Genomic DNA, 19993 nt, shown 5'->3' with positions numbered 1-19993 from the left:
TTTCCCGGTATGATGTTCGCCCCCGCAGTCTGGATTGCGAATACGCCATGACCTTGCAGTACCCTACAATCGCCGATTGCGTCGGCAACACGCCCCTGGTCCGCTTGCAACGCATGGCGGGTGAAACCAGCAATACCCTGTTGCTCAAGCTCGAAGGGAACAACCCGGCCGGTTCCGTCAAGGACCGCCCGGCGCTGTCGATGATCGCCCGCGCCGAGCTGCGCGGGCAGATCAAGCCCGGTGACACCCTGATCGAAGCCACCTCGGGTAACACCGGGATCGCCCTGGCCATGGCCGCGGCGATCAAGGGTTACAAGATGGTGCTGATCATGCCCGACAACGGCAGCGCCGAACGCAAGGCGGCGATGACCGCCTATGGTGCGCAGCTGATTCTCGTCACTCAGGAAGAAGGCATGGAAGGCGCGCGCGATCTTGCCGAGCGCATGGCCGCCGAAGGCCGTGGCGTGGTGCTGGACCAGTTTGCCAACGGCGATAACCCCGAGGCGCACTACACCACCACCGGCCCGGAAATCTGGCGCCAGACCCAGGGCACCATCACCCATTTCGTCAGCTCCATGGGCACTACCGGCACCATCATGGGCAACTCGCGCTACCTCAAGGAGCAGAACCCGGCGATCCAGATCGTCGGCCTGCAACCGATGGAAGGCGCATCCATCCCAGGCATCCGCCGTTGGCCCGAAGAGTACCTGCCGAAGATCTACAACGCGACGCGCGTGGACCGCATCATCGACATGGCCCAGCGTGAAGCCGAAGACACTACCCGCCGTCTGGCGCGCGAAGAAGGCATCTTCTGCGGCGTGTCTTCCGGTGGCGCCGTGGCCGGTATGTTGCGCTTGTCCAAAGAAGTGGAAAACGCGGTGATCGTCGCGATCATCTGTGACCGAGGCGACCGTTACCTGTCGACCGGCATCTTCGACGAACCCAACTGATGGCCAAGCACGAGAGAGGCCTGCGCTTCCAACCGACGGGCGGCAGCCGGGCCCCGCAGATTCCGGTGGGCAAGAAGCAACGCCTGACCATCGAGCGCCTGGCCAACGATGGCCGGGGCATTGTGTTCTTTGAAGGCCGTACCTGGTTCGTGAATGGCGCGCTGGCTGGCGAAGAAGTCGAAGCGCGAGTATTGGGCGCCCACGGTAAAGTGGTCGAGGCCCGTACCGAACGCGTTTTCACCGCCAGTCAACTGCGCCGGCCTGCGCCGTGTGCACACGTTGGCCGTTGCGGTGGTTGCAGCGTGCAGCACTTGCCCCACGACGAACAACTCGCCCTGAAACAGCGCATGCTCGCCGAGCAACTGTCCCGCGTGGCCGGTGTCGAACCGCAAGAGTGGGCTGCCCCTTTGAGTGGGCCGGAATTCGGCTACCGCCGCCGCGCCCGCGTCGCGGTGCGTTGGGATGCCAAGGCGAAAAAACTCGAAGTGGGTTTTCGCGCCGTGGCCAGCCAGGACATCGTCGCCATCGACGATTGCCCGGTGCTGGTACAGGCCTTGCAACCGATCATGCAGCGTTTGCCGAATATGTTGCGCCGCCTGAGCAAACCACAGGCGTTGGGGCATGTGGAGTTGTTCAGTGGCTCCTCCATTGCTGTGCTGCTGCGGCACATGGCGCCGCTGTCCGAGGCGGACCTGCTGGTGTTGAAAGAATTTTGCGCTTTCCATGAAGCCCAATTATGGCTGCATGGCGAAGGCCAGCCGGAACCGGTCGAGGCGGATACGGCCCTCGGTTATCGGTTGGCGCAGTGGGGCTTGGAGCTGGCCTATCGGCCCGGCGACTTTGTGCAGGTCAATGCCGGCATCAACGAAGCGATGGTCGCGCAAGCCCTGGAATGGCTGGCGCCACAGCCCGACGATCGGGTGCTGGACCTGTTTTGTGGCCTGGGCAATTTCGCCTTGCCACTGGCGCGCCAGGTGCGCGAAGTGGTCGCGGTAGAAGGCGTGCAGACCATGGTGGACCGGGCGGCGCAGAATGCCGTCAGCAACAATTTGCATAATGTGCAGTTTTTTCAGGCCGATTTGTCCCAGCCTTTGACTGACGCGGAGTGGGCCAAGCAGGGCTTTTCTGCGGTACTCTTGGACCCACCCCGTGATGGTGCCCTGGAGGTTGTGCGCAAGCTCGCCACGCTGGGAGCCAAACGCTTGGTGTATGTGTCCTGCAACCCAGCCACGCTGGCGCGGGACACGGTTGAGTTGGTCAAGCAAGGCTACCGGCTAAAACGTGCCGGGATCCTCGACATGTTTCCACAGACAGCTCATGTCGAGGCCATGGCGTTATTTGAAGCGGGCTAGGATGCCCGTTTAATCCGACTGGCCTGTAGTCTCCTGGGCCGTGACCTGTCAGGGAGTTGTACGTAGCCTAGGGTTGCAAAACTAGGGTTGCGCAGCAGGTCAGCGATGATTTTTGGCGCATTAAAGGTGCGTCGTAGGGAAGGTAAGCAAGATGGTACAGGTGAGAGCACACCAGCCGATCAACACCGACGGCAGTATCAATCTCGAGGCATGGCTGGATCATGCCGTCAGTGTCGACCCGGCACTGGACCGTGAAGCCTTGAAAGCGGCCTGCGAGTTCGCTCGTGAGTCTGAACAGCAAGACAATGCCGCCAAGAACCTGTGGGCGGAGGGCACGTCAAGCTTTCGCACCGGGTTGGAAATCGCCGAAATCCTCGCCGATCTCAAGCTGGACCAGGATTCGCTGATCGCCGCCGTGCTTTATCGCGGCGTACGTGAAGGGCATATTGCGTTGCCGCTGGTCAGCCAGCGTTTCGGCACCGTGGTCGCCAAGTTGATCGACGGCGTGCTGCGCATGGCTGCCATCAGCGCCAGCCTCAGCCCGCGTCAGTCCCTGGTGCTGGGCACCCAGGGCCAGGTCGAGAACCTGCGCAAAATGCTGGTGGCGATGGTCGACGACGTGCGTGTCGCGCTGATCAAGCTGGCCGAACGCACCTGCGCGATCCGTGCGGTGAAGACTGCCGATGACGAAAAGCGCAACCGCGTGGCCCGCGAGGTGTTCGACATCTACGCGCCGCTGGCGCACCGCCTGGGTATCGGCCATATCAAGTGGGAGCTGGAGGACTTGTCCTTCCGCTACCTCGAACCCGATCAATACAAACAGATTGCCACGCTGCTGCACGAGCGGCGGCTCGACCGTGAGCGCTTCATTACCGACGTGATGGGCCAGTTGCGTTCCGAGTTGCAAGCCACCGGCGTCGACGCCGACATCAGCGGCCGTGCCAAACACATCTACTCCATCTGGCGCAAAATGCAGCGCAAGGGCCTGGCGTTCAGCCAGATCTACGACGTGCGCGCGGTACGCGTACTGGTGCCGGAAATGCGCGATTGCTACACCGCGCTGGGTATCGTCCACACGTTGTGGCGGCACATTCCCAAGGAGTTTGACGACTACATCGCCAACCCCAAGGAAAACGGCTATCGCTCGTTGCACACCGCAGTGATCGGTCCCGAGGGCAAGGTGCTGGAAGTGCAGATCCGCACCCACGCCATGCACGAGGAGGCCGAGCTGGGGGTATGCGCGCACTGGCGTTACAAGGGCACCGACGTCAAGGCCGGGTCCAACCAGTACGAAGAGAAAATCTCCTGGCTGCGCCAAGTGCTGGAGTGGCACGAAGAACTCGGCGACATCGGCGGCCTGGCCGAACAGCTGCGGGTGGATATCGAGCCGGACCGGGTCTATATCTTCACCCCCGACGGCCACGCCATCGACTTGCCCAAGGGCGCTACGCCGCTGGACTTCGCCTACCGCGTACACACCGAAATCGGCCACAACTGCCGGGGCGCCAAGATCAATGGGCGCATCGTGCCGCTCAACTACAGCTTGCAGACCGGTGAACAGGTCGAGATCATCACCAGCAAGCACGGCACACCGAGCCGCGACTGGCTGAACCCGAACCTGGGTTACATCACCACGTCGCGGGCCCGGGCGAAAATCGTGCACTGGTTCAAATTGCAGGCGCGCGACCAGAACGTCGCGGCCGGTAAAACCTTGCTCGAACGGGAACTGGCGCGTCTGGGCCTGCCGCAGGTGGACTTCGACAAGTTGGCCGAAAAGGCCAACATGAAGATCGCCGAGGACGTGTTCGCGGCACTTGGTGCCGGCGACCTGCGTCTGGCGCAGTTGGTCAACCTGGCCCAGCAGTTGGTCGAGCCGGAGCGCGGCAGCGAGCAACTGGAACTGATTCCCCGCAAAGCCACCGGCTACAAACCGGGCAAGCGCGGCGACATCCAGATCCAGGGCGTGGGCAACCTGATGACACAAATGGCTGGTTGTTGCCAGCCGTTGCCGGGCGACGCCATCGTCGGTTACATCACCCAGGGCCGTGGCGTGAGCATTCACCGCCAGGATTGCGCCTCGGTGCTGCAACTGGGCGGGCGCGAGCCGGAGCGGATCATCCAGGTCAGCTGGGGCCCGGTGCCGGTGCTCACCTACCCGGTGGACATCATCATTCGCGCCTACGACCGTTCCGGGTTGCTGCGTGATGTGTCGCAAGTGCTGCTCAACGAGCGGATCAACGTGCTGGCGGTCAACACCCGCTCGAACAAAGAGGACAACACGGCGTTGATGTCCCTGACGATCGAGATCCCGGGGCTGGATGCGTTGGGGCGGTTGCTGGGGCGGATTTCCCAGTTGCCGAACATCATCGAGACGCGGCGTAATCGCACACCTTGATGCGGTCTGAAAATATCTGTGGACTGCTTTCTGTGGGAGCCGGGCTTGCCCGCGATGCAGGCGACTCGGTCTGTCTGATAGACCGAGTCGAGGCTATCGCAGGCAAGCCAGCTCCCACATTAGATCTTCAGCGGTTCCAGACAATGGGCAGAGATTGACTGATGTATTCACTTGAAGACCTGCTGCACCTGATGAACCGTCTGCGCGACCCCAAATACGGGTGCCCGTGGGACATCAAGCAAACCTACGCGACCATCGTTCCGCACACCCTGGAAGAAGCCTATGAAGTCGCCGACGCCATCGAGCGTGGCGACTTTGATCACCTGCAAGGCGAGTTGGGTGACCTGTTGTTTCAGGTGGTGTATTACAGCCAACTGGCGCGGGAAGACGGGCGCTTTGAATTTGCCGGGGTGATCGACAGCATTACCCGCAAGCTCATCCGCCGCCACCCTCATGTGTTCCCCACCGGGGATCTGTATGCGCCGCTGGATATCCCGCAGTTGAGCGAAGAGCAGGTCAAGGCGCGCTGGGAGCAGATCAAGGCCGAGGAGCGTGCGGAGAAATCCGACGCGCCGGAGCAACTTTCCCTGCTGGACGATGTGCCTGCGGCCTTACCTGCATTGTCCCGTGCTGCCAAATTGCAAAAGCGCGCCAGCCAGGTCGGTTTCGACTGGCCTGCCGCGTTGCCGGTGGTGGACAACGTGCGCGAAGAGCTGGATGAAGTGCTCGAAGCCATGGCGGATAACGATTCGGTGGCGATTGCCGATGAGGTCGGTGACTTGCTGTTTGCTGCAGTCAACCTGGCACGTCACCTCAAGGTTGACCCGGAAACTGCGCTGCGTGGCGCCAATGCCAAGTTCGAACGACGTTTCCGATTTATCGAACAGGCATTGCGCGACACGCACCAATCCATAGAAGATTGCACCCTCGAAGCGTTGGACGCCCTGTGGGGCGAAGCCAAACGTCAGGAAAAGAATCTGTCCAGCTGCGGTTGAGCAGTGGCCTAAGTGAGTAAGCACCATGAGCATTTCCCTTCGCGACCAGTTGCTTAAAGCAGGTCTGGTCAACCAAAAGCAGGCCAAGCAGGTCGGCAAAGAGAAACAGAAGCAGCAGCGCTTGGTCCACAAAGGCCAGGCCGAGGTGGATGACACCCAGGCACGCCTGGCCGCTGAGGCACAGGCCGAGAAGGTCAAGCGTGACCAGGAACTGAACCGTCAGCAGCAGGAAAAAGCCGAAGCCAAGGCCCGCACTGCCCAGGTCAAGCAACTGATCGAGACCTCGCGCCTGCCCAAGTTGACCACCGAGGACTACTACAACTTCGTGGACGACAAGAAGGTCAAGCGCCTGTCGGTCAACACGTTGATGCGCAACAAGCTCAGCAACGGCTCCCTGGCGATCGTGCACCACGGCGGCGGTTATGAGGTCATCCCGCGCGAGGCGGCGTTGAAGATCCAGGAGCGTGCACCGGAGCGCATCGTGCAGCTCAACATCCTCACCGAAAGCCAGGTGCCGGATGAGGATGATCCGTACGCCGCCTACCAGATCCCGGATGATCTGATGTGGTAAGGCTGTAAAAAACATCCCTGTGGTGAAGGGCTTGCCCCTGCCAGAAAACACAAACCCCGCTCAAAAGGCGGGGTTTGTGTTTTAACCAGTAGCGTCAGCCGCTCACCAGTCCACTGCGTAACTCAGGGTGAAGGTACGACCTTCGGCATTCGGGTACGGTGCACGCGCGTTGGCCTGGGCGAACATGTTCTGGTAGTTGCGGTTAGTGAGGTTGTACACCGCACCTTCGAGGCGACCTACCGGCAACCTCACCGAACCCAATAGGTCGGCCAGCGTGTAGCCTTTGATGTCGCGGCCGTTGTTGTCTTTGAACGCGGCGTCATAGTCGGCCAGGCGCATACCTTGCAGGCGCAGGCTGTAGTCACCACGGTCGTAGCCGACAAAGGCGGTGGTCTTTGAGGGAGAGATGCGTGTGGCAGGCAGGTCGATCCATTTACCGTTCTGCTGGGTCTCGCCTTTGGCGTAAGCGTAAGTACCCCCTACCGACCATTGATCGGTGAAGTTGTACGTCAGGCTGGTTTCAACGCCGCGCACACGCTCTTTCTGATTGATCAGGCGCAGTACACGGTCATTGGCGTCATAGAACTGGGTGACATCCGAGGTGTTTTCATACGCCGTGACGCTGGCCAGCCACTTGTCCCAATTGCCGCGCCAGCCCAGCTCGTAGCTGTCGACCTTCAGCGCTTGGGCATTCAGGTTTTGAATGTCGTACTTGCTGTTCACGTCACGCAGGAAACGCTGGATATCCGGCAGGGAAAAGCCCTGGCTGAAGTTGACGAACACGTCCTGGTTTTCGCTCAGGTGATACACCGCACCGAGGTTATAGAGGGTGTCGTCGTATTTGAGCGTGCCACCCGGCAGTATCGCGCGATTGCCGGTCTGGACGATTTCGCCGTAAGCGATGCTGTCGGAAACCTCGCTTTCGATCCACTCGCGGCGTACGCCACCACGCAAGGTCCAGTCATCGATGTCGTAGGACAGTTGCCCAAAGATGGCTTTGGTGGTGGTCGCGATGTCCGGGCCCAATTCGAACGTGGTGCCGGTCTTGGTGTAGTTCAGGCCGTTGACGCGGTATTGGTCGCCGCGCTGGCGTGAGGTTTCATGGTCATAGTCCGCCCCCCACACCAGATTGCCGGTGGCCGGGCCGATGTCCGGCATTTGCGTATCGATCGCCGCGCGCAGGCCGTAGACATCCTGCACGCTGTTGTTGTCGGATACCCCGGCGCGGCCACGCGACAGGTCCGGGAAGAACAGCGCGTCGGCACGCCGCCAGTAACTTTCGACCTGCAAGCCCTGGCCGTAGAAATCTTTGTCGGCATAGTTAAGGTTGACCGCCTGGTTGTGGGTGAAAGGTTGGTCATCCAGGTCCAGGCCTTTCACCGCGACGGCGCTATTGGTGTTGCGTGGGTCCTTGGTGTAACGGGTGTCTTGTTCGTCTTTGTAGTCTTGCAGTGACAGGCTGATCTTCTTGTCGTCATCCAGCTCGTAGCCGAAGCGACCTTGCAGGTCGTAGGTGTCGGTGTCCATGTTGCTGCCCTGGGACGTGTCCTGGGGAATGCGTTTTCCGTTGCCGTCGAACTGATCGTTGCGTTGTACGTAGTTGCCGGAAAGATACCAGTCCACAGGGCCCTGACGGCCCGTCGCGCTCTGGAATGTTTCGTAGGAGAAACCTTTGTGGCTGAGGTTGTTGCCGGCGGTCATGCCGATTTTGCTGCTGAAGGCGAGGTCTTCACCTTTGTTGCGCTTGGTGATGATGTTGATGATGCCGCCTGACGCACCTGCGCCGTAGACACTGCTGGCGCCGGAAATCACTTCAATGCGCTCGATGCTTTCCGGTGCCACGCTGTTGAGCTGGCGGAAGTTATCGCGTGTGGCGTTCTGGGACACGCCATCGATCAGGATCAGCGTATTGCGCCCGCGAAGCGTCTGGCCGAAGTTGCTCATGCCACCACTGGAGGGCGCAATGCCCGGCACCAATTGCCCGAGGATATCCGCAACCCGGCGTCCTGCACCTGTCTGCTGGCGGATCTGGTCTTCGCTGATGACCTGCACAGAGCCTGGAATCGCCGCGATACTGGTTTCATTGCGTGTGGCCGAAACCACCGTTGCCTGTAATTGCAGGTTGGTAGGCGCTGCTTGGGTTTCTTCAACTTGATCGGCCCAGGCTGGGCCGCTCATAGATCCGAGCAGGGGCAGCAGGGCTGCCAGTTGCAATTTGTTCATGACCTTGCCTTTCAGTTATTAGAAGTATTGACAGAAAAACCGGATGAATCGGGTGTTCGGGTGAACGAACGGATGGCGCGGATACCCAGGGCAGCCAAGGCATAAGTGAGCGCGACCAGCCAAAAGCTGTGCGCCAAGCCCACCATTCCCATGCCAATGCCGCCCATCAAGGCGCCGCACAGCGCGCCGGCTTTGGCGGCGCTATTGCCCATGCCCAAGGCAAAACCCTGCTGGCTGGGCGCAACGGTATTGGCGATCAACGTGTAGGCGACGGGCAGCAGGGCTCCTTGCCACACGCCCCACAGCAACCGGCTGGCGAGGAAGCCCAGCCATTCGTTGGCCATCGCTGTGAAGGCAAGCGTCAAGGCGCAGGACCACGTGACCCATTCGATAATGCGCAGTGTGTGTGCAGGTTGATGTCGGTCAAACAGCCGCCCCCAAAGCGGGGCGGACAGTGCCAGCGTGAGTGCGCTGGCGGCATAGCTGGCGCCGATCAACCAGGCGGGCGCCTGTAAAATATCGGCGACGTACAAGGCGTAAAACGGCTGAGGCATCATCTTGGCAGCCTGAATCAATACGATGATCCCCAGCATTGCGCCGAGCCAGCCTTTGGGCAGTGCGGCGGGTGTGGACGTGCGCGCTGGCCGCGAGCGCGGTGCATCGCTGGGCAGGAACACGCTGATCACGGCACAGCCCAGGCAGACGGCGGTGGCGCTGTAGCACAGCAGTGCGAAGCCCGAGACATCCATCAGCCAGCCGCCCAACACCGGCCCAGCCAGTGACCCCACCGCGGTTGCCGATTGCAGTCGCGCCAGAATGTGCCCGCGCCCACCATCACCGCAGCAGGCCAGTGCGTAGGCTTGGGCCGCTGCGATAAAGCCGGCCAGCGCGCCTTGCGCCACTCTGATCGCCACCAGCAGCCACGGATCGAAGGTGATAGCGGCCAGCGCCTGGCACGCCGCCAACGCCAGCAGCGCCCGAATGATCATCGGCTTGTGGCCGGTACGGTCACCCAGGCGCCCCCACATTGGCGTCAGGATCATCGCTGCCATCATCGGCCCGGCATACACCAGCGAAGACAGCAGGCCAGTGTACTGGGCATTGGCCACGCCAAGCAGCTTCTGGATCTGCAAGGGCCAGAAGGGGCCGCTCATTTCCATGGCCCCCATCGACACCAGCTGAATCACCACCAGCAGCCGCAGGGCGGTGTGGTTAGCTGCCATTGGCGGCGGCACTCAAAGGGTTGGGCAGCCGCCCGACGATATCGGCATGGCTTTCCAGCAGGCGCATGCGCATGAACGACTTGGCCGGCCAGTCCTGTTCCAGCAGGGCTTCGCGCTCGGTTGCCCAACGCTGTGGTTCGACCTGGCTGCGCAAGTCGTCGAAACACTGGCTGACGTGGGCCGACAGTTCATTCCACAGCAGCGCCTGGGGGATATCGAAGTGGCGGGCACTGAGCAATACCAGTTCGCCCAGGTGGCACATGAATACGGTGTGCAGCAGCTTGTCACGTACAAAGCCCGCGTCGTCGTACAGCGTCATCTTGGGGTCGTGCAGTTCGATATCCATACCATGGGCGTGCAAGGTCTTGCGGTCGATTCGAATATCACCGAAGTCACGCAACAACAGGCGGCTCAATTGGCCGTCTGCGGCCATGACCATGAACGAGTTCTGCTGGTGGGCCTCGAAGGCAACGCCATAGCGCAGGTACATACCCAACAGTGCCGGTACGGCGATCGCGGCATAGTCGCGAAAGAACGCAAGCATGGCATCGGCGTCGTCCAGGCCTTTACTCAGGCGTACCCATTGCCTCAGCAGCGGCTGGCCGTGCTGGTCGATGGCAAACAGGCTGCCTACCGGCACGGCCATTTCGCCCGGTTGGAGCAGGCTCTGCGGGTTGTCGCGGTAGAGAACGGCCAGGTGGCGGGAGTGCTCATCATTGGCCGGTTGGGGTTTGAAATGCACGCCTATCCGCTCGGGGACGATGCTGAGAATTCGCTGAATTGCGGGCTCGCGCTCAAGGATCGTCAGCAGCAAATGGCTGATCCGCGGGCCCATGCGCGCCGAGCGTGGTGAAACAGTTCGTTGCACACTGGTCAGGCGCAGTGAGACCGGGAGTTTGACCATCGGCGCGTCGCAGCTGCCTTCAGGCAGCACGGTCCTGAACGACATGGTCGGGTGGGCGGTAAACGCGACGATATCGGTCAGCACCAGCAGCTTGTCACCGATTTCGTTGGCGAACAGTTGCGGTAGCTCCTGGCGTGCCTGCCAAGGGTGAGCAGGCAGCGGTAGATAGTCAGCTGCCTCAAGCCCCTGCGCTGCAAGCGCTACGGTCAATTGCCTGGCAGCCTGTGGAAAATGCTGCTGCCACCACTGCCAGTAATCTGCGCTATCGGCCAATACTTCGACATGCGCGTATTGGCGGTGGAGCGCGCAAAGGAATACCGGGAAGCGTGCTTCGAACTCCGGTGAGAAATCGATGACCTGGTCGGTAGCCAAGCCCAACTTGGTCTTGTAGTTGGGGTGCCATGGGTGGCCCAGCGTGCCCCATTGTTCAAGCACGGACGTAGCGTTGGTGACGCTCGCATCATTCTTGAGGTGGCTCAGCAGATTGTTCTGATGTGCCGGGTCCATTGCTGCGTGCAGCTTGAGTGTCCACTGCTCGTGAAAGGCGAGGCACAGCGTGTCGTTGACAAAGCTGTCATCGATTTCGCTGTTGAGACGGCCCAAGACGTTCAGATCGGCCGATGATTCGAGGCTGTTGTTAAGCAGCGTCAGTAATTGCGACGGGAATTGAATTTTCTGCTCGGTCTGGTCGTTACGTAGCAGTGTGACCTGGCCACGCAGGTCCCAGCTGCCCATGCGGCCGGGCCGCAGGTAATCGAAGCGCAGGCGGGTTTGGTCAGGCAGTGCCAGCCAGCAGTGGCCGAGTTCGTCATAGCTGCGAGTGTTGGGGGCCAGCAGGCCTTCACGAAACAGTGCCTGGATCAAGCGTTGGAAACTGCGTTCGGCGGCGGGCGCCAGCGTGTTGATCAGGGAATCAAGGGTGAGGTGATTGGCCAGGAATTGCGGCGTGGCCAGTGCTTCACTCCAGCGCTCAAGCAGTGATTTTTCCGGCGTGCTGTTGTGTCCATGCATCAAGTCGAATTCCTTATCCGCGGTCCTGGGTGAAAGGCGCGCGAATGGTATCGAGAACTATTACCAGATGTCTATTTGTTGTTACGCTTTTTGCACAAACGTTTATTCAAGCAAGGTGGAAGGCGGGGTTTGCGCGTGAGTAAGGTGATCAGTCAGGCGCGGTGAGATGGCCTGGAGGCGTCTAGAACAGGCGAGTTCTGGGGGTTTGGAATGGCCTGTAGTAAACGCGCTGGTGCTTTGTAGGATGTGTCTGCTTTTGTACGAGCGCTGAGGCGCAGGGGAAGTCGCTGCTTATGAAACGCAAAAAACCCGCCAGGTGGGCGGGTTTTCTGTGTAGGCGGCCCGGCTGCGTGGGGCCGGGCGTCTACGCGATATCAGAGTTTCAGGAGCTTTGTGCCTGGCGTTTCATCTCAAGAGTTTCGAGCTCGTTTTTATAATTGTGGGCTTCGCTCTCGTCGTGGAACATGCCGACCAGTTGGTCTTGTTGATGTACATCCCAGATGTGAATCCCATGGCCCAGTGCTTCATGAGACATGTGTGCATCGTCGCGTTCAGTTACTTTTACAGTCATCTGCTTGCTCCAATCTCTGGTTGATCTGCGGCAAGTCGTCGCAGGCCTCTTTTATATGTTTTGTTAGCTTGCTAAGTAAACTGATTTTGCGCGCAACAATTCTTTGCAGGAAACGCAATATTCCCGCAGGCCGCGTAAACCGCGGCATTGCGTCGCAGGGTGCTGAGTTTTATGACAAAAGTTTCATGTTTCAGATGGCTTTCAAGCTTAGGTCAGCCGTGCTGATGTCATCGCAGGCAAGCCAGCTCTCACCGTTGAAATTCATTCCAATGTGGGCGCTGGCTTGCCTGCGATAGCGGTAGAGCGTCCAGCACAAAACCTGCAGACGAAAAAAAGCCCCGCATTCAGCGAGGCTCTTTTCCAGCTCATCAGCCTATCAGCTACCTTTGACAGCCTTGCCGTCAACGGTGCCGTCCAGCAGCATGATGTTGTATTCCTTACCGTCGGTTTCTACCTGACGCAGGGCAACCAGGATGCCGCCCCAGTCCTTGGCAAACCACATCTGGGTGATGCGCTTGCTCTGCGACGGGTCGCGCACGCGCTCAACCTTGATCGCGTCAATGGCGCCGGCTTTGGTCTGGACCTTTTCAGGGCCGATTACGCGGAAGTCGTAGGTGTCGACGTCGGTGCCCTCGACTACGCGGTAGCTCATGCTTTTCTTGCCGGCGGCGACGTCACGCTGCAGGGCAAGCTGGTAGGTCGACTTGTCGAGCATGCCACTTTCGAGGGTGACGTTGACCGGGTCCTTGTTTTCGAAGCCAGTGACCTTGTTGGTCGCGTGGTCGAAATCCAGGTTGATTTTTTTCGCCTTGCCCAGACCGCCGCGCTCGAAGGTGTAGCTCTTCGGTTGCAGGGTGTCCTTGTCCAAACTGATCACGCTGGTCTCGGTAAGGCTGGCAATCATCATGGACGCCTTGAAATTCAAGGTCCACGAGCCGTTGTCATTCTTGGTCAGGCTGCGTTCGGCCGAACCACTCATGGGCAACTGTTTCCAGTCGGCGGTGTAGCTGGCGGAGAACGGGTGAAGGTCTGCTGCTTGCACGGCGGGCAAGGCGAACAGCGCAAAAGCGAAGAGCAAGGCGCGACGCATAAAATCTCCTAGGTTCGAATCAAGTGGCCGCTGGCCGCGAGTAACTGACCGTCCAATAATGCACCCTGTTCGCCGAGAATCAATCGTCCCTCGGCAAACCAGCGAACAGCCAGCGGGTAAATCCTGTGTTCCTGGGTGTGAACCCGTTGCGCAAGTGTCTGCGCTGAGTCTGCAGACTCTACCGGAACCACTGCCTGTACGACCAGAGGCCCGCCATCGAGTTCCTCGGTCACAAAGTGCACGCTGCAGCCGTGCTCGCTGTCGCCAGCGTCAAGCGCGCGCTGATGCGTGTGCATGCCTTTGTACTTGGGTAGCAGGGAAGGGTGGATATTGAGGAGGCGCCCTTCGTAGTGCCGCACGAAGTCAGCGCTGAGGATGCGCATGAAACCGGCGAGGACCACGAGTTTGGGGTTGAAGGCGTCGATCAGTTCGATCAAGGCGCTGTCGAAGGCCTCACGGCCTTCGAAAGCCTTGTGATCCAGAGAGCGGGTTTCGATACCAGCGTCCCGGGCGCGTTGCAGGCCGTATGCGTCGCCGCGGTTGGAAATCACCGCAGCGATGCGCACCGGGCTGTCGCCGGTGCGCGTGCTGTCGATCAAGGCCTGCAAGTTACTGCCGGTGCCGGAAAGCAGCACCACGACATCACAGGTTGCAGGCATCAGTGCGCCTTAAGGTTCTTCAGTTCAACCTGGGCCGCGCCTTCCGGAGCGGTGGCGATCTGGCCGATGACCCAAGGCTGCTCGCCTGCTTCACGCAGAACGTCCAGCGCCGTTTCAACGTGCTCTTGGGCCACGCAGATGACCATGCCCACGCCGCAGTTCAGCACGCGGTGCATTTCGGTTTCGTTGACGTTGCCTTTCTCTTGCAGCCAGTCGAATACCGCAGGACGCTGCCAGCTGGCCACGTCGACAATCGCCTGGGCGCCTTTTGGCAGTACGCGCGGGATGTTGTCCAGCAGGCCGCCACCGGTGATGTGGGCCATGGCTTTAACGGCACCGGTTTCCTTGATCAGCTTGAGCAGCGGCTTCACGTAGATACGGGTTGGGGCCATCAGCAGGTCGGTCAGCGGCTTGCCGTCGAGCTGGGTGTTCTCGATGTCGGCACCGGACACTTCGATGATCTTGCGGATCAGCGAGTAGCCGTTGGAGTGCGGGCCGGAGGACGGCAGAGCCAGCAGGGCGTCGCCGGCAGCGACTTTGGAGCCGTCGATGATCTCGGCTTTTTCGACAACACCAACGCAGAAGCCGGCCAGGTCGTAGTCTTCGCCTTCGTACATGCCTGGCATTTCAGCGGTTTCGCCGCCCACCAGCGAGCAACCCGACAGTTCGCAGCCAGCGCCGATACCCGTCACCACTTGTGCCGCGGTGTCCACGTTCAGCTTGCCGGTGGCGTAGTAGTCGAGGAAGAACAGCGGCTCTGCGCCACACACCACCAGGTCGTTGACGCACATGGCAACCAGGTCGATGCCGATGGTGTCGTGCTTGTTCAGGTTCAGTGCCAGGCGCAGCTTGGTGCCCACACCGTCAGTGCCGGAGACCAATACGGGCTGCTTGTAGCCGGCCGGGATTTCGCAGAGGGCGCCAAAACCGCCCAGGCCGCCCATGACTTCGGGGCGCGCAGTGCGCTTGGCGACGCTCTTGATGCGTTCGACCAATGCTTCACCGGCGTCGATGTCTACACCGGCGTCCTTGTAGCTCAGGGAGGGTTGCTTGCTCATGATCCAGGCCTTTAGGGGGGATTCAGGGGTAACGACCGAGCGGGCAGGGGCTTTGGGTAAAAGGCCTTGCCGTTGACGGTCTGCGAAGGCGCGCGATTTTATCAGGCTTGAGGGGCAGCGGCCATCCTCGGGCCGACGGGCAGGGGCATATGGTGTTAAAAAAATGCTAATCGGGCCTGTTATGGGGTGTATTAAGGTATAGCCTTTAACCCGCTATCGTTATGACAGTACAAAAACTGCCAAGGCCCTGTGAATGTTTTACCGGTCGCTGTGGTCACAGCCTTGCCAAGCCGAGTTCACGCGGTCTGTTCCAGCCGCTAAATTTGTCGTTCGGGAATCTTTCATGCGTCTGTGTAAATTCTTCTTTGTAGGCTGCTTGTCGTTGGTCAGCCTGGCGAGTCATGCCGAAACCCTCAATGGCCTTTATCAAGTGCTTGAACCGGTCAGCAGCCAATCGCCTCAAGAGCGCGACGCTGCCACCCAACGCGCCGTGCAAACCCTGGTGATCCGCCTGACCGGCGACGCCAAGGCCGCCGACGGCCCGGGCCTGGCGGCAATTCGCAAAGACCCGCAACAAATCATCAGCCAGTATGGCTATGACGCCGGCCCACCGGAAAGCCTGCAAGTCGACTTCGACCCGGTGAGCACCGACCGCGCCCTGCGTGGAGCGGGTCTGTCGATGTGGGGCAGCAACCGGCCGTCAATTCTTGGCTGGTGGCTGAACGACTCCACCGAAGGCAGCAGCCTGGTCGGTGATGGTCAAGCGGTCGCCGGCGCGCTGCGTAGGGCGGCGCAACACCGAGGCTTGCCGCTGCGTCTGCCGCTGGGCGATCTGGATGAACAGGTGGTTGCGACTGCGCCTAATCTCGAAAGCGCCGACGCCACGCCATTGCGTGCAGCCTCCGAGCGCTATGGCGCCGACGCTTTGCTCGCTGTGCACGCCCGCCAGGAAGGCAACCAATGGCAGGCCAAATGGCGCCTGTGGCTGGGCGACAAAAGTGAGCAGGGCACCGCCCAGGGCGCAGACACCGCAGCGGTAGCCGATGCCGTATTGCTCGCGGTCAGCCAAAAGCTGGCGCCACGCTTTGCCGTCAAGCCCGGTGTGAGCAGCGAGCAATTGCTCGAAGTGCAGGGCATGAACCTGGAGCGCTACGCTGCCCTTGGTCATCTGCTTGAACCTTTTGGTGGCCAACCGCAGCGGGTTGATGGCAATCGCATTGTGTATCGCGTCAACGGCAGTGCCGAGCAATTGCGTACGCAGTTGAGTCTGGCCAAGTTGCAGGAAGTGCCTGCTGGTGAAACGCAGGTGCCGCCGCCGGTGGAGGGTGGTACACAACCAGCCGCTGCTCCTGAGCCCCAGGCGCAGTTGCGTTTTCGTTGGTAAATATTCTTTCTTCTTCTATATAGAAGGAAGGTAGCAAATAACAGATGGAGTGGTTTATGGCGGATACGCGTCGTTGGGTGTGGCTTGGCGGGATTGTCCTGCTGTGCGTGTTTGTATTCTTGCTGCATTCGATCCTGACGCCGTTTCTGGTGGCGTTGCTCCTGGCCTATTTATTCGATCCCGTGGTGGATCGCCTGGAGAAAGCCGGCCTGTCGCGCACCTTGGGCGTAGTGACGGTGTTTGCCCTGTTTACGTTGATCATCACCGCGTTGGTACTGGTGCTGGTGCCGATGTTGGCCAAGCAACTGTTTCGCCTGTATGAACTGGCGCCGCAGATGCTCGACTGGTTGCAGCACACGGCGATGCCGTGGGCTCAGGCCAAGCTGGGGCTGGCGGATGGTTTCTGGAAGTTCGACAAGGTCAAGGCGGCGATCAGTGAGCATATGGGCCAGACCACCGATATCGTCGGTGTTGTCCTGAGCCAGGCCACGGCGTCCAGCCTGGCGCTGATCGGCTGGTTGACCAACCTGGTGCTGATTCCGGTGGTAGCGTTCTATCTGCTGCGTGACTGGGACATCATGATGGCCAAGATCCGCAGCCTGCTGCCACGCAACAGCGAAGAGCGCATCGTGTCTCTGGCGGAGGAGTGCCATGAGGTGCTCGGCGCATTCGTGCGAGGCCAGTTGCTGGTGATGCTGGCCCTGGGGATTATCTATGCCGCCGGCCTGATGGCGATTGGCTTGGAGCTGGGCCTGTTGATCGGCTTGATCGCCGGTCTGGCTGCGATCGTGCCGTATATGGGCTTCGTGATTGGTATCGGCGCGGCACTCGTGGCCGGGCTGTTCCAGTTTGGCGGCGATCTGTATCCGATGCTGGGTATTGTTGCGGTGTTCATGGTCGGCCAGGCCCTGGAAGGCATGGTGTTGACGCCGCTGCTGGTGGGTGACCGGATCGGTCTGCACCCGGTCGCGGTGATCTTTGCGATCCTGGCGGGCGGAGAGCTGTTTGGCTTTACTGGCATCCTGCTGGCACTGCCGGTGGCGGCAGTGATCATGGTACTGGTGCGCCATGTTCACGATCTTTATAAGGATTCGGATGTGTACACCGGGGTTGAAGACCCCGATCTGTAACCGCTTCGTCACAAACCCGGCTCAGGCCGGGTTTGTTGTTTATGCAGCCGTGGTGTCAAACAATTTTCGAAAATTGACCCAAGCTAACGCAAACCTTTGATTTTGCTTGTGGTCTGCTGCATTGTGCGCCCGGCGTCACGGGTATAAACTTTGCAAACTTTACACAGAGGCCACTAACGGTTCGTTTGGAGCCGTTCAGTCAGCATGAAACCGATTCAGCTGCCCTTGGGTGTGCGTCTGCGTGACGACGCCACCTTTATCAATTACTACCCAGGCGCCAATGCCGCTGCACTCGGCTATGTCGAGCGGCTCTGCGAAGCCGACGCCGGGTGGACTGAAAGCCTGATCTATCTGTGGGGCAAGCACGGCGTGGGGCGTACCCACCTGTTGCAGGCCGCGTGCCTGCGCTTCGAGCAAATGGGCGAGCCGGCGGTTTACCTGCCATTGGCTGAGTTGATGGACCGTGGCATCGGGATCTTCGACCACCTTGAGCAGTACGAACTGGTCTGCCTGGACGATCTGCAGGCGATTGCCGGCAAGGCGGATTGGGAAGAAGCCTTGTTTCACCTGTTCAACCGTCTGCGCGACAGCGGACGACGGCTGTTGATCGCCGCATCCACGTCGCCGCGAGAGCTGCCGGTGAAGCTGGCCGACCTCAAGTCACGCCTGACCCTGGCGCTGATCTTCCAGATGCGCCCGTTGTCTGACGAAGACAAATTACGCGCCCTGCAATTACGTGCATCCCGTCGCGGCCTGCACCTGACCGATGAAGTCGGGCACTTTATTCTCACGCGCGGCACCCGCAGCATGAGCGCGTTGTTCGATTTGCTGGAACAGCTCGATCAGGCCTCTTTGCAGGCCCAGCGCAAGCTGACCATTCCTTTCCTCAAGGAAACTCTCGGCTGGTAGCCAGCCCTTGTATTTCGCGGCTCTCGGCAAATTTCAGGCGCCAGAAAACCTGCGTGTGGGCTGGTTTGGCCACGCAAAAGGCATGTATGGGGTGTTAAGGGCTTAGATGTCATCGTCGAAACAAGAAGTCACATCGATCACGATTGAATTTGCAAATCGATGTGATAGAGGGCATAGTCTCGACTTCTTTACACATCAGCCACGGTCGTGCCCATGCTAAATCGCTTCGCACCCCTCGTGCCTCTCGCACTCGTTACCCTGTTGTTTGGTTGCGCCACCCACACTCAAAACGTGGCTGAGCAGCAAAAGACTCAACAACAGTCCCAGGCAAAGTTCGTTGCATCGCAGTCTTCCTCTGTTTACCAGGAAGAACTCGCAACTGAAAAAGAACTGGCCGACTTCTCCGGCAGCAAGCCTTACCAGCTTCCAGTTCTGGCCGACAGCATCCTTGAACGCGGCATGTCCCTGATTGGTACCCGTTACCGTTTCGGCGGTACCTCTGAAGCCGGTTTCGACTGCAGTGGCTTCATCGGCTACCTGTTTCGCGAAGAAGCCGGCATGAACCTGCCTCGCTCGACACGCGAAATGATCAACGTGGATGCACCGTTGGTCGCACGCAATAACCTCAAGCCCGGCGATCTGCTTTTCTTTAGTACTGCAGGTCGTGGTCGCGTAAGTCACGCCGGTATCTACTTGGGCGATAACCAGTTTATTCACTCCAGCAGTCGTCGCAGTGGCGGTGTTCGAGTCGACAACCTGGGTGACAGCTACTGGAGCAAAACCTTCATCGAAGCCAAGCGTGCACTCGCCATGGCCCCGACTACCGTTACCGCCAGCAAGTAAAGTTAAAGTGATACTTGAAGTTTGACGTGTAAGCGCTAGAATCTCTGGATATTGTTGTAATCCGTTCGCGCGAGCTTTGCTTGCGCGTTCTGGTTTTCAGCGTTCGGCAGCGAAAGCCGCATCCAGATCAGGATTGTTCTGCCCATGTCGACCTCAGCCCGCCTCATTCTTCTTGTTTGTGCCGCGCTCCTCAGCGCCTGCGCAAGCCGTCCACCGCCGCCTGCCCCGGTAGCGGTCAAGCCGAAACCGGTGTTCAACTATTCCAGCCAAAGTTTCTCGCCTGCTGCCGAAGACGTACTCTTCCGAGCGCTGGGCCTGGTCGGCACGCCTTATCGCTGGGGCGGCAATACGCCGGATTCCGGGTTTGATTGCAGTGGCCTGATCGGCTTTGTATACCGCGACGCCGCGGGCATCTCCTTGCCGCGTACCACGCGTGAACTGATCGTGATGCGTGCGCAGGATGTCAGCGAGCAGAACCTGCAAACCGGTGACTTGCTGTTCTTTGCGACCGGTGGCGGTTCGCGGGTCAGCCACGCCGGGATCTACGTCGGCGAAGGGCGATTCGTACATGCCCCGCAAACCGGTGGTACGGTGAAACTGGATACGCTGTCCAAAGCCTATTGGCAGAACGCCTACCTGAGCGCCAAGCGCGTGTTGCCGGCTGAGCATCTGGCGCGCAATCCTTAAGGCTGAACAGAGAATAAGATGTGGGAGAGGGCAAGCCC

Annotated in this window: 17 protein-coding genes; 10 read left to right on the top strand and 7 right to left on the bottom strand. The window is 60.0% G+C overall.

The genetic code is table 11. The annotated features are described in order from the left end of the window. Positions 1–47: 47 nt before the first annotated feature. From cysM to A7J50_RS20900, 5 genes are all read left to right on the top strand, one after another. Positions 48–950, top strand: a complete 903-nt coding sequence (gene cysM / locus A7J50_RS20920; RefSeq protein ID WP_064453519.1) for a cysteine synthase CysM — start codon at positions 48–50, stop codon at positions 948–950. Further along, positions 950–2302: a 23S rRNA (uracil(1939)-C(5))-methyltransferase RlmD gene (rlmD, locus tag A7J50_RS20915; protein ID WP_064453518.1), complete on the top strand. Its 1353-nt coding sequence runs from the start codon at positions 950–952 to the stop codon at positions 2300–2302. The genes cysM and rlmD overlap by 1 nt, the downstream gene beginning before the upstream one ends. Before the next feature lie 151 nt (positions 2303–2453). Then, positions 2454–4697, top strand: coding sequence for a GTP diphosphokinase (relA, locus tag A7J50_RS20910; RefSeq protein WP_064453517.1), 2244 nt, complete (start codon positions 2454–2456; stop codon positions 4695–4697). A 161-nt stretch (positions 4698–4858) separates the two neighbouring features. Further along, on the top strand, positions 4859–5692 hold the full coding sequence (mazG, locus tag A7J50_RS20905; RefSeq protein ID WP_064453516.1) for a nucleoside triphosphate pyrophosphohydrolase: 834 nt from the start codon (positions 4859–4861) through the stop codon (positions 5690–5692). 25 nt (positions 5693–5717) lie between these two features. Continuing rightward, positions 5718–6263 carry a DUF2058 domain-containing protein gene (locus tag A7J50_RS20900; RefSeq protein ID WP_064453515.1) on the top strand — a complete coding sequence of 182 codons (546 nt, stop codon included), beginning with the start codon at positions 5718–5720 and terminating at the stop codon, positions 6261–6263. 102 nt (positions 6264–6365) lie between these two features. On the opposite strand, the gene A7J50_RS20895 is transcribed toward A7J50_RS20900, so the two are convergent. From A7J50_RS20895 to purM, 7 genes are all read right to left on the bottom strand, one after another. Then, positions 6366–8486: a TonB-dependent receptor gene (locus A7J50_RS20895; protein ID WP_064453514.1), complete on the bottom strand. Its 2121-nt coding sequence runs from the start codon at positions 8484–8486 to the stop codon at positions 6366–6368. 11 nt (positions 8487–8497) lie between these two features. Beyond that, positions 8498–9709 (bottom strand): MFS transporter, encoded by a 1212-nt coding sequence (locus tag A7J50_RS20890; protein ID WP_064453513.1) that lies wholly within the window; start codon positions 9707–9709, stop codon positions 8498–8500. Continuing rightward, the gene (locus tag A7J50_RS20885; protein WP_064453512.1) at positions 9699–11624 is read right to left on the bottom strand and encodes an IucA/IucC family protein; all 1926 of its coding nucleotides are present in this window, start codon (positions 11622–11624) and stop codon (positions 9699–9701) included. The genes A7J50_RS20890 and A7J50_RS20885 overlap by 11 nt, the downstream gene beginning before the upstream one ends. Before the next feature lie 382 nt (positions 11625–12006). Then, positions 12007–12195: a hypothetical protein gene (locus A7J50_RS20880; protein ID WP_064453511.1), complete on the bottom strand. Its 189-nt coding sequence runs from the start codon at positions 12193–12195 to the stop codon at positions 12007–12009. A 376-nt stretch (positions 12196–12571) separates the two neighbouring features. Further along, positions 12572–13285, bottom strand: coding sequence for a DUF3108 domain-containing protein (locus A7J50_RS20875; protein WP_064453510.1), 714 nt, complete (start codon positions 13283–13285; stop codon positions 12572–12574). An 8-nt stretch (positions 13286–13293) separates the two neighbouring features. After that, positions 13294–13944: a phosphoribosylglycinamide formyltransferase gene (gene purN, locus A7J50_RS20870; RefSeq protein WP_064453509.1), complete on the bottom strand. Its 651-nt coding sequence runs from the start codon at positions 13942–13944 to the stop codon at positions 13294–13296. Next, entirely contained in the window at positions 13944–15002 is a 1059-nt protein-coding gene (gene purM, locus A7J50_RS20865) for a phosphoribosylformylglycinamidine cyclo-ligase (RefSeq protein ID WP_064453508.1), read from the bottom strand. The genes purN and purM overlap by 1 nt, the downstream gene beginning before the upstream one ends. Before the next feature lie 343 nt (positions 15003–15345). Here purM and A7J50_RS20860 point away from each other — a divergent pair, with 343 nt between their 5' ends. From A7J50_RS20860 to A7J50_RS20840, 5 genes are all read left to right on the top strand, one after another. After that, complete coding sequence (locus A7J50_RS20860) at positions 15346–16386, top strand: DUF2066 domain-containing protein (RefSeq protein ID WP_064453507.1); 1041 nt, start codon at positions 15346–15348, stop codon at positions 16384–16386. A 56-nt stretch (positions 16387–16442) separates the two neighbouring features. Continuing rightward, complete coding sequence (locus A7J50_RS20855; RefSeq protein WP_064453506.1) at positions 16443–17516, top strand: AI-2E family transporter; 1074 nt, start codon at positions 16443–16445, stop codon at positions 17514–17516. A gap of 204 nt (positions 17517–17720) precedes the next feature. Further along, a complete protein-coding gene (gene hda / locus A7J50_RS20850) occupies positions 17721–18425 on the top strand; it encodes a DnaA regulatory inactivator Hda (protein ID WP_017134884.1) in 705 nt (234 codons plus the stop codon). A gap of 213 nt (positions 18426–18638) precedes the next feature. After that, the gene (locus tag A7J50_RS20845; RefSeq protein ID WP_064453505.1) at positions 18639–19268 is read left to right on the top strand and encodes a C40 family peptidase; all 630 of its coding nucleotides are present in this window, start codon (positions 18639–18641) and stop codon (positions 19266–19268) included. A 144-nt stretch (positions 19269–19412) separates the two neighbouring features. Continuing rightward, complete coding sequence (locus A7J50_RS20840; protein ID WP_053257356.1) at positions 19413–19955, top strand: C40 family peptidase; 543 nt, start codon at positions 19413–19415, stop codon at positions 19953–19955. Positions 19956–19993: the final 38 nt, after the last annotated feature.

The organism is Pseudomonas antarctica, from assembly GCF_001647715.1.
GTDB lineage: Bacteria > Pseudomonadota > Gammaproteobacteria > Pseudomonadales > Pseudomonadaceae > Aquipseudomonas > Aquipseudomonas antarctica_A.
The sequence above is the reverse complement of the archived record's forward strand: the minus strand, read 5'-3'. Positions and strand labels throughout refer to the sequence as shown.